The following is a 12,962-nucleotide window of genomic DNA, read 5'->3' on the forward strand; positions in this document are numbered from 1 at the left end:
AGACACTAGCGCGTCGCGCGTTCCATCACGATATCCCTCTGCACATCCTCACCCACTGTGAACGTCGTGCTGCCGACCGGCACGAAGCCGACCTTGTTGTAGAAGGCGATGGCGCGGGCGTTCTTTTCGTAGACCGTCAATTGCAGGCGCTTCACGCCGCGCGCCGCACATTCCGAGACAACAGCGTCGAGCAGGCGGTTGGCGAGGCCTTGGCCGCGCCAGGCGGCGTCGATGTAGATGCGGCTGAGCAGGCTGGCATCGGACGGGGATGGCGAGACGACGAGATAGGCGTAGCCGGCAAGCATGTCGCCGTCCGTGGCCAGAAAGACGGCGGCGCCAGCGTCGGCGATCTCGGCGGCCTGGATGTCCGGCCTAAATGCCTTGGTAACGTAGGCCTCGAGATCGGCGGGCGGCGTATCGTCGCCATAGGTGGCGCGGAACAGGCGGGCGGCGAAATGGCTGAGTGCCGCCGCATCCGCCGCTTCGGCGCGCCTGATCTCGATCGATGCCGTCATCGACGCTGCCTCCGCTTAGAACAGCGGCATGTGCCGGTTGACGTCCTTGTAGAGCAGATAGCGGAAGCGGCCGGGGCCGCCGGCATAGCAGGCCTGCGGGCAGAAGGCGCGCAGCCACATGTAATCGCCGGCCTCGACCTCGACCCAATCCTTGTTGAGCCTATACACCGCCCTGCCCTCGAGCACGTAGAGACCGTGCTCCATGACGTGGGTTTCCATGAAGGGGATGACGCCGCCGGGCTCGAGCGTGACGATGGTCACATGCATGTCGTAGCGCAGGTCGGACGGGTCGATGAAGCGGGTGGTCGCCCAGACGTCGTCGGTATCGGGCATCGACTGCGGCGGGTTCTGATCCTCATGGGTGAAGAGCGCCGGTGGCGGCTCGAGGCCTTCGACCGGCTGGAAGGCCTTGCGGATCCAGTGAAACTTGGCGGCATCTGCACCCTTGTTCCAGAGCGTCCATCTCGAACCGGCAGGAAGGAAGGCGAAGGAGCCGGGGCGCAGCACGTGGGTTGCGCCCTCGTGATCGACCGTCACCTCGCCATCCACCACGAAGAGCACACCCTCGGCGCGCTTTTCCGGCTCCGGCCGGTCGCTGCCGCCGCCGGGCTGCACTTCCATGATGTATTGCGAGAAGGTCTCGGAGAAGCCGGTCATCGGGCGCGAGATCACCCAGGCGCGCGTGCCCTGCCAATGGGGAAGATAGCTGGTGACGATATCGGTCATCACGCTGCGCGGGATGACGGCATAGGCCGTCGTGAACACCGCCTTGCTCGACAAAAGATCGGTCTGCGGCGGCAGGCCGCCCATGCTGGAATAGTAATCTCTGCTCATCGGTCCGCTTCTCATGACATTTGTGACATCAAGCTTTAAGCGCGCAGTCCGGGCGAGGCAATATGCGGATTGGCGGAAGAGCTTTTCCGCACCATGCCGGCGACTTCGTCGCATGCGGTTGTTTTCGAGCGGGGGGCAAGATGAGGCGTGGGTCTCTCGATGCCACCACAAAGTTGATTGATTCAACCTTAAGCAATCAAAAATTGAATTTAACTAGCTTTTAGCGGTAGTTTCTGGCCCTGCGAAGGGTGTAATTTCAAAACCCGTTTTCTCAAGATATCTGTGGCAGCAGGGCGTTTTTGTGGGCGTCGGCAGTGGGAGATGCCGACGGACGGTTCTTCTTTGTGTTTGCAAACGGCGCCTCTCCAAGGCCCTGCCACCCGGCGGGCAATGGGGCTGGTTCCGGTCGGCCCGAGCATCGCGTGGATTAGGCAAACTATAGCGAGGAAGATACGGCTCGTGAAGAAAATCATAGGGACTGTCGCGCTTCTCCTACTCATCGCGGCCGCCGCGATGAGTGTCTCCTCATTGTCGAAATTGTCGAAGAAGGAACCCCAGGTCGCTTCGACCTTCCCCCTTCCGGGTTCGGTCAACGTTCCCGGCGTGCGCATCCAGATCGGCTTCAGCCAACCCTTCGACCCCGGCGCGATGGTGCTCGACGTATCGGCCCGCAAACCCGATGGCTCGAAGACGGATATCGCCGGCTCCGTGGAGGTAAACGAGCAGCGCACCGCCGCGATCTTCCGCAGCTATCGGCCGCTGCCTGAAGGCGACATCCAGGTGCGCGGTTCGCTGCAAGGCAAAACCATGCATGACTGGGCGTTCTCGGTCTTGGAAAAGGCGCCGCTCGACCAGGGCCGTGGCGGGCCGATCCTGCTCGTGCTTGGCGAGGATGCGCCCTTCGGGTCCTATCTTTCCGAAATCATGCGGGCCGAGGGCTTTACCAATTTCGTGACGATCGGCGGCTCCTCGCTGCAGTCGACCGCCCTTGGCGAGCACCGGCTGGTGATCACCGCAGGCACGATACCGGCTGCGTCGGCATCGGCGCTTGAGACCTGGGTCAATGGTGGCGGGCATCTGATCTCGATCCGGCCCTCCGCCGAGCTCGCGGATCTCGCGGGGCTGCGGATGACAGGTGCGCCGTTTTCCGAGGGGGAACTGGCGATCGACACGCAGCAGGCGCCCGGACGGGGGCTTGTGGCCGATCTCCGGTTCCATGGTCCCGCGCAGCGTTACATCGCGGGCCCCAATACCAGGACGCTCGCCACGCTTTCTAGCCACGCCGACAAGAGCCCGATGCCGGCCCTGACGCTGCGACGCGTCGGCAACGCGGGCGGCGAAGTCGCCGCATTCGCCTTCGACCTGCCGCAGTCGGTCGTTCTCACCCGCCAGGGAAATCCGCAATGGGCGGGACAGGAGCGCGACGGGCTTGCGCCGATACGGCCGAACGATCTCTTCTACGGCCAATCCGCCACCGACCCGCAGCCCGACTTCATCGACATATCGCGCGTACACATCCCGCAAGCCGACGAACAGATGCGATTGTTGACGAACCTGATCGAACATTTGCAGAGCGACGGCGCGCCCATCCCGCGCTTCTGGTATTTCCCCAAGCGCCACAAGGCGGTACTCGTCATGGCCGCCGACGATCACGGAACCGAACGCGGGACGCGCGATTCCTTCGAGCGCATGCTCTCGCTCGACGACAAGACTTGCGACGTCTCGAAATGGGAGTGCGCACGAGCCACCTCCTGGCTCTACGCCGATTCAGGGCTGACCGCGCATGCGGCCAAGGACTATGCGGCGGCGGGCTTCGATCTCGGCTCGCATGCCAGCACCTATTGCCAGAACTGGTCCAGGGCCTCTCTCGACCTTGCCTTCGCCCACGACATCCTGCGCTTCCGCGCCGCCTATCCCGATGTTCCGGTGCAGGAGGCGAGCCGGCTGCATTGCATCGTGTGGAGCGACTACAGCTCCCAGGCCAAGATCGGCCGGGACTGGGGCATTCGCTTCGACATGAACTACTATTACTGGCCGAGGGCCTGGGTGGACGGCCGCACCGGCTTCATGACCGGATCGGGCATTCCGATGCGGTTCAGCAGCGAGAAGGGCGAGCTGATCAATGTCTATCAGCAGGAGACCCATCTCGTGGACGAGATTTTCGGCAATGATCGCGCCGCGGTCGAGGGGCTTATCCAGCGAGCGCTCGGGCCGGAACAGTTCTTCGGCGCCTTCGGCACGCATTACGACTTCCACAACGAATTCGACAAGATGCTGATGGAACTGGCGCGAAAATACCAGGTCCCCATGGTCTCGGCGCGGCAGATGCTGGACTGGATGGACGGACGGTCGCGGACCGACGTTCTCAATCAATTGTGGGACGGCGAAGGCCTCTCCTTCACGATCGTCGGCGATCCGCGAACGCATGGCATGCTGACCGCGATGCTTCCGTCATCAACGGACCGGGGGCGGCTCCTGGAGCTTACCCACAATGGTGCGCCGATGCCGATCGAAACAGCCGTCATCAAAGGTGTGGAATACGCCCTCTTCCCCGGAACGGACGGAACCTATCGCGCAAGCTACGGCAACAGTGTCGCCGACAATATGGCGCCGGATGCTCGGCCCGAGCAGGCCACGCCGTAAGAACCGGATCCAGACAGGCTGAGGCGGGCGGACGGCGAAGCTGTCAGTTGCGATAGGGCGATGTATTCGGAAAAATTCGGGATCGGGTGGAAAATCCTGCAATGCCTGGATTTTCAGCTGGTCGGAGTGAGAGGATTCGAACCTCCGACCCCCACGTCCCGAACGTGGTGCGCTACCAGACTGCGCTACACTCCGTGACCAGCGGCGCCTCTATAGACCGGCCCAACGGCTTGCGCAAGCACCAAAATCCAAAGCAGGTTGCATTTTTATGACGGCGGCGGCGGGAAGCGCGCCCGGGCTTGCGCGAGAGCAAAAAGCCACACCCGCCGCAAATTTTGCAATCGCGAAAAAGAGCTGATTTTCTTTTGCCGGGTTCCGCGCTAAAGCGCTGTCAGGACAGGCTGAAACGCTGCAGGGGCAGTGATTCCCGCCGCCGAATGCGCGACAAATCCAGGGACGACATCATGAAACTCCGCACTTTCGCAGCCGCAGCGCTGGCCATCGCCTTGGCCGGCTGCACGACCATCCCAACGGCCGCCGATCCGATCTCCAGCCGCTGGGTCGGCCAGTCCGCCGGCAAGTTCTTCGCAGCCTACGGCCCGCCGCTTACCGATGCCGACAATGGCGGCGGCAACGTATACACCTGGCAGGGCGGCTACAAGACCGTAACCGTTCCGGCGAAATATGCCGATGGCACTGAGGGCAAGCGCGGTAAGCAGATCTCGCCCGCCCGCAAGCAGTACCTGCGCTGCAAGGTTACCATTACCACCAGCTCGGACTACACGATCCGCAGCATCAAGGTTGCCGGCGACATCCCCGGCGTAAACGGCCCCTCCTACTGCGCCGAATTCCTGGCGCCTGCCCAGCCGGCCACGCAGTAAGGCGCAGCCACGGCAAGAGATATGAAAGGCGGGACGCAGGTTCCGCCTTTTTTGTTGTGGGGCACAGGTGTCACCACGGCAAAGCGTACGTGTTTGAAGCGCGATCGCGTTCAGAGATTTATTGGATGAGAAGGATAGCAGTGGCTGGGGCGCCAGGATTCGAACCTGGGAATGCCGGTACCAAAAACCGGTGCCTTACCGCTTGGCGACGCCCCACCAGAGACTGGCAGCGAGAAACGCTTGCCAATTGCGTCGCCTGATTAGCAAAGGTCCGTGAACGTCACAATCATTAAGTTTCAGGGCGAGCATATTTCTGTGCGGTGTTTTCCATGCGCTCTTTTTTGTACGCTTTGGCGGACGGCATGCTAGGTCTCTTCTCAGACCATACCGCTTCGGAGTGACAATGAGCCAGTATCGTGCCCGCCCGCCTGCCCTTGCCACGCTTCTCCTCGACGATGCCGTCGTCAAGATCACCCGTTGGGACTTCGAGCCCGGCGCCGATACCGGCGTGCATACGCATGGCATGGGCTATGTCGTGGTGCCGATGACGGACTGCCAGTTTCTGATCGAGGAGAATGGCGATAGCCGGCGGGTGGATATCGCGGCGGGTGCCGCCTATCGGCGCGATGCGGGCACCGAACACAATGTCGTCAATGCCGGCGACAAGCCGATGTCGTTCATCGAGATCGAGTACAAGTAGGTCGTTACAGGACACGACCGGGTGGACGACCGCAGGAACGACATGGCCAATCCAGACTTCAATCGCGCCTTCGAGCCCGCCTACGGCCAGGCCGTGCCGGTAGCACCCGGTGTGCAGCGGATCACGGTCAACAATCCGAGCGCGTTCACCTTTCACGGCACCAACAGCTATATCGTCGGCGATCGCTCCGTCGCGGTGATCGATCCCGGCCCGGATGATGACGCGCATTTTTCGGCGCTGATGGCAGCGCTTAAGGGGCGCGAGGTCACGCATATCCTCGTTTCCCATACGCATCGCGACCACTCGCCGCTCTCGCGCCGGCTCAAGGAGGCGACGGGGGCTATCGTCGTCGCCGAGGGGCCGCACCGGGCGGCGCGGCCGCTGCATGCGGGGGAGACCAATCCCTTCGCCGAGAGCTCTGACATGGCCTTTCGCCCCGATATCGCGCTTGCCGATGGCGATGCGATCGAGGGCGATGGCTGGCGGCTCACGGGCGTGCATACGCCTGGGCATGCGGCCAACCACATGTCATTCGCGCTTGAAGACACGGGCATCCTGTTTTCGGCCGATCATGTCATGGCCTGGGCGACCTCGATCGTCGCGCCGCCGGATGGCTCGATGGCCGACTATATGGCCTCACTCGACAAGCTGATCGCAAGGCGCGACCGGCTGCTTCTGCCCGGCCATGGCGGCCCGGTGCGCAAGCCGATCTCCTTCATGCGGGCGCTGAAGACGCACAGGCGCATGCGCGAGCGCGCAGTGCTGGGGCGGATCAGGGCCGGCGACACGAATATCCCCGACATGGTGAAGGTGATCTACCGCGACACCGATCCCAGGCTGCACGGCGCGGCCGCGCTCTCCGTGCTGGCGCATATCGAGGATCTGATCGAGCGCGGCGAGATCGAGACCGATGGGCCGCCGGCGCTTCTGGGGTCGTATCGGATGGCCGGGAGAGGATGAGACGATGCGGGCGGACTACAGCTATCGAAACGATGCGGCCGTTCCCGATTTCCCCGACGACAGGCCGCTGATCGTGTTCGATGGCGAATGCGTGTTCTGCTCTGCCTGGGTGCAATTCGCGCTGAAGCACGACAAGCGCCAGCGCTACCGCTTTCTTGCCGCGCAGACGCCGCTCGGCGAGGCGCTCTACCGGCATTATGGGCTCAACGAGCGCGACTACGAGACCAATATCCTGATCGAAGACGGGCGGGCCTTCTTCAAGTCGGACGGCTCGATCCGGATGGTGGCGGGGCTCGGCGCGCCGTGGTCGGCTGTGAGGATATTCCGGCTTTTGCCGCGAAAGCTCGCAGATCGGCTCTACGAATTCGTGGCGCGCAACCGGCTGAAGATTGCCGGGCGGCGGGCAAGCTGCTTCGTGCCGACCAAGGCGCAACGGGATCGCTTTCTCGGATGAGCGATCGACGCGGCAACGTCCCGCCGAAGCCGGGCACCTGCCCTGCCCCGCTCTATCGCCGCCTGCTCGGCCCGGATTGGGACCGGTTGCCGCCCTGCGTCGCGGCGATGCATGATGTCTCTGATGAACTCACCGCGCGCGGGCGCGCCGATATCGAGCGCGGTCGCGGGTGGCTTGCCCAGTTCGCCGCCACGCTTGCGGGCTTCCCGAAGGCAGCGGCGGAGACGGATGTCGAGGTCCATTTTCTGGCGCGGGATGGCATGGAGGTCTGGACGCGGCGTTTCGGGGGCAAGGTGTTTCGCAGTGTTCAGATGGCGGGCGGAAACGCCGGCGCTCCGCTGCTGGCGGAGGATCTCGGGCCGTTCCGGATATTGATGGCGCTTGTCGTTGCGGATGGACGGCTGCTGCTGCAGGTGCGCGGCTGGCGGTTTCTGGGGCTGCCCATGCCGATGGCCCTGGCACCGGGCGGCACGGTGCATGAGGAGGAACGCGACGGGCGGTTCCGGTTTCATGTCGAGGTCAGGGCGCCGCTGGTCGGCCTGATCGTTCGTTATCGTGGATGGCTGGTGCCGACAGCTGCACTTTCACCGGAAACCAATTAGCTGCCGGCGATGCCGAGCAGTTCGGCGTCCAGCGCCTTCAGATAGTCCTCGGCGATATCGGCGCTGAAGCCGAGGTCGGAGGGGCCGTAGCGGGAGGCGACGCGGACGTCGACGAAGGTGGTCTCGGCCTCTTCGCGCAGGCGGATGATCACGTCGAAGCGCAGGCCGAGAACCAGCGTGCGCGTCTCGCCCTGCAGCGTCACACCATTGGCGCGGCGGATCAGCTGGGCGACGTCGTCGTCATAGGGACGCGGCGTCGGCACGGGCACGACGTCGGGGGCCTCGTCGGGCACGGCGGTGTTGTCGGCAGCTTGGTTCTGGGCTTGGGGCTGCGCCTGGGGCTTGGCCGCCGGTTTGTCTTCCGGATCGCGGGTCGGCACGCTGTCGCCTTCGGCGCGCGTGATGCGGATGCCGTTCAGCTTGGCGACCTTCTTGACGGCCTCCAGCACGCGGTCGATGGCGCCGTCGTAGCGGCGGCCGGTGAGTTCCGGATAGGCTTCCAGCTGCTTTTCGCGATCCTCAGGCGTCACCGGAACCCGCTTCAGCCAGATCTGGTCGGCGCTGGGGGTCTTCAGCCAGTCCGGCACAGAGACGGGATCGGTGGAGACGTCGTAGATGACCGGCATGGTGAGATAGCGATCCACCGCCAGTCCGCCGATGACGAGCGGCAGTGCCGCGAAGATCAGCGCCTTCAGCGCATCATGACCGCCCTCGGCGCCCGTCAGCCACAGGCTGCGCAGGCCGGCTGCGGCGAGCACGGCGGCCAGGATGCTGAAGCCGGTGGCGACAATGAGGATGAGCACGAGATAGGGCGTGGCGAGGCCGGCGAAGCGGTGGCCGATCAGCGCCGCCAGGCACAAGACCAGCGCAAAGGCCGCGAACCGCCTGGAAAAGCGGGCGGCACTGGAAATGGGGCGGTCGAAACGGATTGCCATCAAACTTACCGGTTAGTCGCAAGCGGCGCGTCCCGCATGAACGCGCAAATCGCCCAAGCACTTGTTTAGTGCAAGATTCGCCTAAATTGAAACTGTTGTCTTACGCGAGCGTGTCCAATCCACGATGAACCCACGTTTTAGACCAGCAAAGCGGGCATGGCCTACGTGAGCATTTTCTGATATTGAGTTGATTTCCCGCAGTTGCAGCATGTTCATCGGTCACGAACGAACAGGAGAAGAGCAATGATCGCATCCGAGCTTGCAGTGGAAAGCCCCATGCCGACGCTATCAGGGGCCGATGCGAGCGATCCGCTTCTGCCGATGGAGCTTCTGGAGCTCGAGCTTTCGCTCGAAAGCTATGATGGCGACAGCGACTTCTGCGATGCGGTGCGCACGGCGGCGGGCAAGAGCGGCGGCGAATTCCTGTTCGATCTCCCGGCCGAAGGGCTGATCGACGATTGCAAGCGGATCGCGGTGCTGCGCATCCCGTCGGCTTCCACAGACATGCGGATCGTGCTCGCGGTGCTCGATCAGAACGGCACCGATATCCGCATGGAAAGCCCGGCGCCCGAGACCGCCCATATCGCGCAGTTCGCCGATGCCTTTATCGAGGTGCTGGAGCGGTTCTAGTCTCGTTCAATCGCGACCGGATGCGGCTTCGGCCAGCGTGCGGAAGGCGAACTTGCGGCCGCATTCGCACTTGATCACACTGGTTTCCTGAAAATTGGTCTGGCGCTGGACGAAAAGCCCGCGCGGCAGCTGGTCGATGTTGAAGCCCGGGTGCTTGCGCTTCGGATCGTCCGTCTCGGAGGCTTCGGCAAAGCCGCTATTGCCGCATTGCGGGCAGGTCAGCTTTTTCGAGAATCGATCACGCAGTGCCATCAGTCGCTTCCATTTCCGTGAGGCGTCTTCTTATAGCGGTTCTCATCCGGGCGAAAGCCGGAACCAAAGCTTGGGGGCATCGTTTTCCCTTGAAAGGAGACAATCATGCCCAATCGCGACCCGATCCCCGTGCCCACGCCAGAGACCCCGCGCGGCCCGACGCCGACACCCGGCATTCCCGACCGCGTGCAGGAAAAGCCGCCGCTGACGCCGGCACAGGATCCCGGCGACAGCAAGAACCCGAACGACCCGACGCTTGATCCGGCGCTTTTGCCGATCGGCGATCCCGCCGGCGCTGCGTGACAAGTTTTGCGGCTGACGGAGTTTTTAGTTGACGGGTGGTCGGGCTTGGCGTCTGCTATTTCCAGCAAGATCAATCCGTTGAAGATAAAACCATGCGTATTCTCCCGCTGACGCTCACCATCGCCGCCATTGCGATCGGCCTTTCGGCCTGCCAGACGATGACGCCGGAAGAGCGGCGCGCGGCCGATGAGCGGCAGTGCCTGGGCTATGGCTTCAAGCGCGGCACAGAAAGCTTCGCCACCTGCCTGCAGCGCATCGACCTCAACCGGCAGGCGCAGGCGCGGGCCGACAGCGCTTATGTGATGTCGGACATGTCATGGCGCATGGGCGGCCCCTATTAGGTGGCCCTTACTATCGCTATCGATAGCCTCTACCGAAGCGACCTCTCCTTGATCGCCGCCTGCGCCGCCGCCAATCTGGCGATCGGCACGCGGAAGGGCGAGCAGGAGACGTAGTCGAGACCGATGCCCTCGCAGAAATGGATCGAGGCCGGGTCGCCGCCGTGTTCACCGCAGATGCCGAGCTTCATGTCGGCGCGGGTGCGCCGGCCGCGCTCGGTGGCGATGCGGATGAGTTCGCCGACACCATCGAAATCCAGTGAGATGAACGGGTCATGCTCGATGATGCCCTTGCGCTGGTAGGTCGGGATGAAGGCCGAGGCGTCATCGCGCGAAATGCCGAAGGTGGTCTGCGTCAGGTCGTTTGTGCCGAAGGAGAAGAATTCGGCGGCTTCGGCGATGATGTGGGCGCGCAGCGCCGCGCGCGGCAGCTCGATCATCGTACCGACGAGGTAATCGATCTGCATCTCGGCTTCCGTCATCACGTCGCGGGCGATGGCGTCGATGCGATCCTTGACGTAATCGAGCTCGGAGCGAAGGCCCACAAGCGGCACCATGATCTCCGGCACGACGGCGGCGCCCGTCTCGCGGGCCGCATGGACGGCTGCCTCGAAGATGGCGCGCGCCTGCATCTCGACGATCTCGGGATAGGAGATCGCCAGACGGCAGCCGCGATGGCCGAGCATCGGGTTGAACTCGTGCAGGGCATCGACGCGCTGGCGAAGTGCTGTCGCGTCCATGTTCATGGCGGCAGCGACATCGGCGATTTCCTCGTCGGTCTTCGGCAGGAATTCGTGCAGTGGCGGATCGAGCAGGCGGATCGTCACCGGCAGGCCGTGCATGACGTTGAAGAGGCTCTCGAAATCCTCGCGCTGCATGGGGAGCAGCCTGTCGAGCGCGGTACGGCGTCCTGCCTCGTCTTCGGCCAGGATCATCTCGCGCATGACATGGATGCGCTCGCCTTCGAAGAACATGTGCTCGGTGCGGCAGAGGCCGATGCCCTCGGCACCGAAGGAGCGCGCGGCGCGCGCGTCGGCCGGCGTATCGGCGTTGGTGCGCACGGTCATGCGGCGGACGCGGTCTGCCCATTCCATGATACGGCCGAAATCGCCCGAGAGCGCCGGCTGCACCATCGGCACCTCGCCCTTCAGCACCTGCCCGGCCGATCCGTCGATAGTGATGATATCGCCCTTCTTCAGTGTCACGCCCATGCCGATCAGCCGCTCGTTGCGCAGATCGATGCGCATGGTGCCGGCGCCGACGACGCAGGGGATGCCCATGCCGCGGGCAACGACGGCCGCGTGGCTGGTCATGCCGCCACGGGTCGTGAGAATACCTTCGGCGGCATGCATGCCGTGGATGTCCTCGGGGCTGGTCTCGACGCGCAGAAGAATGACCTTGCGCCCCTCCTCTTCCGCCATGACAGCCTCTTCGGCGGTAAAGACGATCTCGCCGGAGGCCGCACCGGGCGATGCCGGAAGGCCGGTGCCGATCACCTCGCGCGCAACGCGGGGGTCGATGGTCGGATGCAGCAGCTGATCGAGCGAGGACGGCTCGATGCGCAGCACCGCCTGCTCCTCGGTGATCATCTTCTCGTCCACCATGTCGACGGCGATCTTCATTGCCGCGCGGGTCGAGCGCTTGCCCGATCGTGTCTGCAGCATCCACAGCGTGCCGCGCTCGATGGTGAACTCGATATCCTGCATGTCGAGATAGTGCGCCTCGAGACGATCGCAGATCGCCACGAACTCCCTGAAGGCCTCCGGCATCAGCTTTTCCATCGACGGCCGGTCGGAGCCGGAGGAGATGCGGGCCTCTTCGGTGATGCTCTGCGGCGTGCGGATGCCGGCGACAACGTCCTCGCCCTGGGCGTTGACCAGAAACTCGCCGTAAAGCGCCTTTTCGCCGGTCGACGGGTTGCGGGTGAAGGCGACGCCGGTGGCAGAGGAATTGCCGAGGTTGCCGAAGACCATGGCCTGGATATTGACGGCGGTGCCCCAGCCTTCGGGAATATTGTGGAGATGGCGATAGGTGACGGCGCGGGCACTCATCCAGCTCGAAAACACCGCACCGACAGCGCCCCAGAGCTGCACCTGCGGATCCTGCGGGAACTCCTCGCCGAGTTCCTCTTCCAGCACCGCCTTGTAGAGATGGACGACGTGCTGCCATTCGCTCGCGGTCATCTCGGTATCGTATTCGTAGCCGTGGCGCGCCTTCTCGTCTTCCAGGATTTCTTCAAAGACCTCGTTGTCGAGCCCCATGACGACATCGGCGTACATCTGGATGAAGCGGCGGTAGCTATCCCAGGCGAAGCGCGCATCGCCGGCATCGTGTCCGAGCGCCTGAACGGTCTCATCGTTGAGCCCGAGGTTCAGCACCGTATCCATCATGCCCGGCATCGACACGCGCGCACCGGAGCGGACCGACAGCAGCAGCGGGCTGGCGCCCGCGCCGAAGCGGCGGCCGGTGACGGCCTCGATGCTTGAGATGCCCGACAGCACCTGCGCACGCACCTCATCCGAGATGCGGCGGCCGTCGCGATAATAGGCGGAACAGGCGTCGGCGGTGATGGTCAAGCCAGGGGGAACGGGCAGGCCGAGGCTGCACATCTCGGCGAGATTGGCCCCCTTGCCGCCCAGCATTTCATGGTCGAGCGCTCGCCCCTCCGCCGCGCCATTACCGAATGTGTAGACCCACTTGGTCATGCTCTCCCCAACACCAAAATCGGGATCAGCTTAATCCCTTGGTGTTAAAATGAAAATCGCACAAATACGGCCAAAATGTTGCAGTGCACAACATCCGCGTATTCAAGCCGTTTGAATTTTCAGGAAGAGTAATAAAGCTTTGCGGGACCGCAACAAAGTCCCGCAAAGCCTTATTTCCGTCCGGCCAGGAAAACCGGACGGGGGGTTCAG

14 protein-coding genes and 2 tRNA genes are annotated in these 12,962 nt (G+C 63.5%); 9 read left to right on the forward strand and 7 right to left on the reverse strand.

Annotated features, from left to right (window positions below):
- Positions 1-5: 5 nt before the first annotated feature.
- Positions 6-515, reverse strand: coding sequence for a GNAT family N-acetyltransferase (locus D460_RS0113170; RefSeq protein WP_018899024.1), 510 nt, complete (start codon positions 513-515; stop codon positions 6-8).
- 15 nt (positions 516-530) lie between these two features.
- A complete protein-coding gene (locus D460_RS0113175) occupies positions 531-1,349 on the reverse strand; it encodes a bifunctional allantoicase/(S)-ureidoglycine aminohydrolase (protein ID WP_026283097.1) in 819 nt (272 codons plus the stop codon).
- Positions 1,350-1,808: 459 nt separating this feature from the next.
- Between D460_RS0113175 and D460_RS33025 the strand changes: the two genes are divergently transcribed.
- Complete coding sequence (locus D460_RS33025; RefSeq protein ID WP_018899026.1) at positions 1,809-3,992, forward strand: Ig-like domain-containing protein; 2,184 nt, start codon at positions 1,809-1,811, stop codon at positions 3,990-3,992.
- A 118-nt stretch (positions 3,993-4,110) separates the two neighbouring features.
- Here D460_RS33025 and D460_RS0113185 read toward each other — a convergent pair.
- Positions 4,111-4,187 (reverse strand) — tRNA-Pro (locus tag D460_RS0113185).
- A 269-nt stretch (positions 4,188-4,456) separates the two neighbouring features.
- Here D460_RS0113185 and D460_RS0113190 point away from each other — a divergent pair.
- Entirely contained in the window at positions 4,457-4,873 is a 417-nt protein-coding gene (locus D460_RS0113190; RefSeq protein ID WP_026283098.1) for a hypothetical protein, read from the forward strand.
- Between the two features lie 141 nt (positions 4,874-5,014).
- On the opposite strand, the gene D460_RS0113195 is transcribed toward D460_RS0113190, so the two are convergent.
- Positions 5,015-5,089 (reverse strand) — tRNA-Gln (locus tag D460_RS0113195).
- 187 nt (positions 5,090-5,276) lie between these two features.
- Here D460_RS0113195 and D460_RS0113200 point away from each other — a divergent pair.
- From D460_RS0113200 to D460_RS0113215, 4 genes are read left to right on the forward strand one after another with little or no spacing between them, the layout of a single operon-like run.
- Positions 5,277-5,573, forward strand: a complete 297-nt coding sequence (locus D460_RS0113200) for a cupin domain-containing protein (RefSeq protein ID WP_018899028.1) — start codon at positions 5,277-5,279, stop codon at positions 5,571-5,573.
- A 42-nt stretch (positions 5,574-5,615) separates the two neighbouring features.
- Positions 5,616-6,533 carry an MBL fold metallo-hydrolase gene (locus D460_RS0113205; protein ID WP_018899029.1) on the forward strand — a complete coding sequence of 306 codons (918 nt, stop codon included), beginning with the start codon at positions 5,616-5,618 and terminating at the stop codon, positions 6,531-6,533.
- A 4-nt stretch (positions 6,534-6,537) separates the two neighbouring features.
- Positions 6,538-6,987, forward strand: coding sequence for a DCC1-like thiol-disulfide oxidoreductase family protein (locus tag D460_RS0113210; protein WP_018899030.1), 450 nt, complete (start codon positions 6,538-6,540; stop codon positions 6,985-6,987).
- Positions 6,984-7,589 (forward strand): DUF4166 domain-containing protein, encoded by a 606-nt coding sequence (locus D460_RS0113215; RefSeq protein WP_018899031.1) that lies wholly within the window; start codon positions 6,984-6,986, stop codon positions 7,587-7,589. Before D460_RS0113210 ends, D460_RS0113215 begins: the two co-directional genes overlap by 4 nt.
- Here D460_RS0113215 and D460_RS0113220 read toward each other — a convergent pair.
- Complete coding sequence (locus D460_RS0113220) at positions 7,586-8,524, reverse strand: DUF1499 domain-containing protein (protein ID WP_018899032.1); 939 nt, start codon at positions 8,522-8,524, stop codon at positions 7,586-7,588. The genes D460_RS0113215 and D460_RS0113220 overlap by 4 nt on opposite strands.
- 243 nt (positions 8,525-8,767) lie before the next feature.
- Between D460_RS0113220 and D460_RS0113225 the strand changes: the two genes are divergently transcribed.
- The gene (locus D460_RS0113225; protein WP_018899033.1) at positions 8,768-9,154 is read left to right on the forward strand and encodes a hypothetical protein; all 387 of its coding nucleotides are present in this window, start codon (positions 8,768-8,770) and stop codon (positions 9,152-9,154) included.
- A gap of 6 nt (positions 9,155-9,160) precedes the next feature.
- On the opposite strand, the gene D460_RS0113230 is transcribed toward D460_RS0113225, so the two are convergent.
- Positions 9,161-9,406 (reverse strand): hypothetical protein, encoded by a 246-nt coding sequence (locus D460_RS0113230; protein ID WP_018899034.1) that lies wholly within the window; start codon positions 9,404-9,406, stop codon positions 9,161-9,163.
- Between the two features lie 105 nt (positions 9,407-9,511).
- Here D460_RS0113230 and D460_RS0113235 point away from each other — a divergent pair, with 105 nt between their 5' ends.
- Both D460_RS0113235 and D460_RS0113240 read left to right on the forward strand, forming a co-directional pair.
- Positions 9,512-9,709: a hypothetical protein gene (locus D460_RS0113235; protein ID WP_018899035.1), complete on the forward strand. Its 198-nt coding sequence runs from the start codon at positions 9,512-9,514 to the stop codon at positions 9,707-9,709.
- A 92-nt stretch (positions 9,710-9,801) separates the two neighbouring features.
- Positions 9,802-10,050 carry a hypothetical protein gene (locus tag D460_RS0113240; RefSeq protein WP_026283099.1) on the forward strand — a complete coding sequence of 83 codons (249 nt, stop codon included), beginning with the start codon at positions 9,802-9,804 and terminating at the stop codon, positions 10,048-10,050.
- 29 nt (positions 10,051-10,079) lie between these two features.
- Here D460_RS0113240 and ppdK read toward each other — a convergent pair whose 3' ends face one another.
- Entirely contained in the window at positions 10,080-12,752 is a 2,673-nt protein-coding gene (ppdK, locus tag D460_RS0113245) for a pyruvate, phosphate dikinase (RefSeq protein WP_018899037.1), read from the reverse strand.
- Between the last annotated feature and the right edge of the window lie 210 nt (positions 12,753-12,962).

Origin of the sequence: Rhizobium sp. 2MFCol3.1 (assembly GCF_000377565.1) — a bacterium.
Taxonomy (GTDB): Bacteria; Pseudomonadota; Alphaproteobacteria; order Rhizobiales; family Rhizobiaceae; genus Rhizobium.

What these genes read in the sequence shown, in the direction of transcription:
- D460_RS0113240 (WP_026283099.1), top strand. Translation starts at nt 9,802, where the DNA reads ATGCGTATTCTCCCGCTGACGCTCACCATCGCCGCCATTGCGATCGGC.
- D460_RS0113190 (WP_026283098.1), top strand. Translation starts at nt 4,457, where the DNA reads ATGAAACTCCGCACTTTCGCAGCCGCAGCGCTGGCCATCGCCTTGGCC.
- D460_RS0113235 (WP_018899035.1), top strand. Translation starts at nt 9,512, where the DNA reads ATGCCCAATCGCGACCCGATCCCCGTGCCCACGCCAGAGACCCCGCGC.
- D460_RS0113230 (WP_018899034.1), bottom strand. Translation starts at nt 9,406, where the DNA reads ATGGCACTGCGTGATCGATTCTCGAAAAAGCTGACCTGCCCGCAATGC.
- ppdK (WP_018899037.1), bottom strand. Translation starts at nt 12,752, where the DNA reads ATGACCAAGTGGGTCTACACATTCGGTAATGGCGCGGCGGAGGGGCGA.
- D460_RS0113225 (WP_018899033.1), top strand. Translation starts at nt 8,768, where the DNA reads ATGATCGCATCCGAGCTTGCAGTGGAAAGCCCCATGCCGACGCTATCA.
- D460_RS0113170 (WP_018899024.1), bottom strand. Translation starts at nt 515, where the DNA reads ATGACGGCATCGATCGAGATCAGGCGCGCCGAAGCGGCGGATGCGGCG.
- D460_RS0113200 (WP_018899028.1), top strand. Translation starts at nt 5,277, where the DNA reads ATGAGCCAGTATCGTGCCCGCCCGCCTGCCCTTGCCACGCTTCTCCTC.
- D460_RS0113205 (WP_018899029.1), top strand. Translation starts at nt 5,616, where the DNA reads ATGGCCAATCCAGACTTCAATCGCGCCTTCGAGCCCGCCTACGGCCAG.
- D460_RS0113220 (WP_018899032.1), bottom strand. Translation starts at nt 8,524, where the DNA reads ATGGCAATCCGTTTCGACCGCCCCATTTCCAGTGCCGCCCGCTTTTCC.
- D460_RS0113175 (WP_026283097.1), bottom strand. Translation starts at nt 1,349, where the DNA reads ATGAGCAGAGATTACTATTCCAGCATGGGCGGCCTGCCGCCGCAGACC.
- D460_RS0113215 (WP_018899031.1), top strand. Translation starts at nt 6,984, where the DNA reads ATGAGCGATCGACGCGGCAACGTCCCGCCGAAGCCGGGCACCTGCCCT.
- D460_RS0113210 (WP_018899030.1), top strand. Translation starts at nt 6,538, where the DNA reads ATGCGGGCGGACTACAGCTATCGAAACGATGCGGCCGTTCCCGATTTC.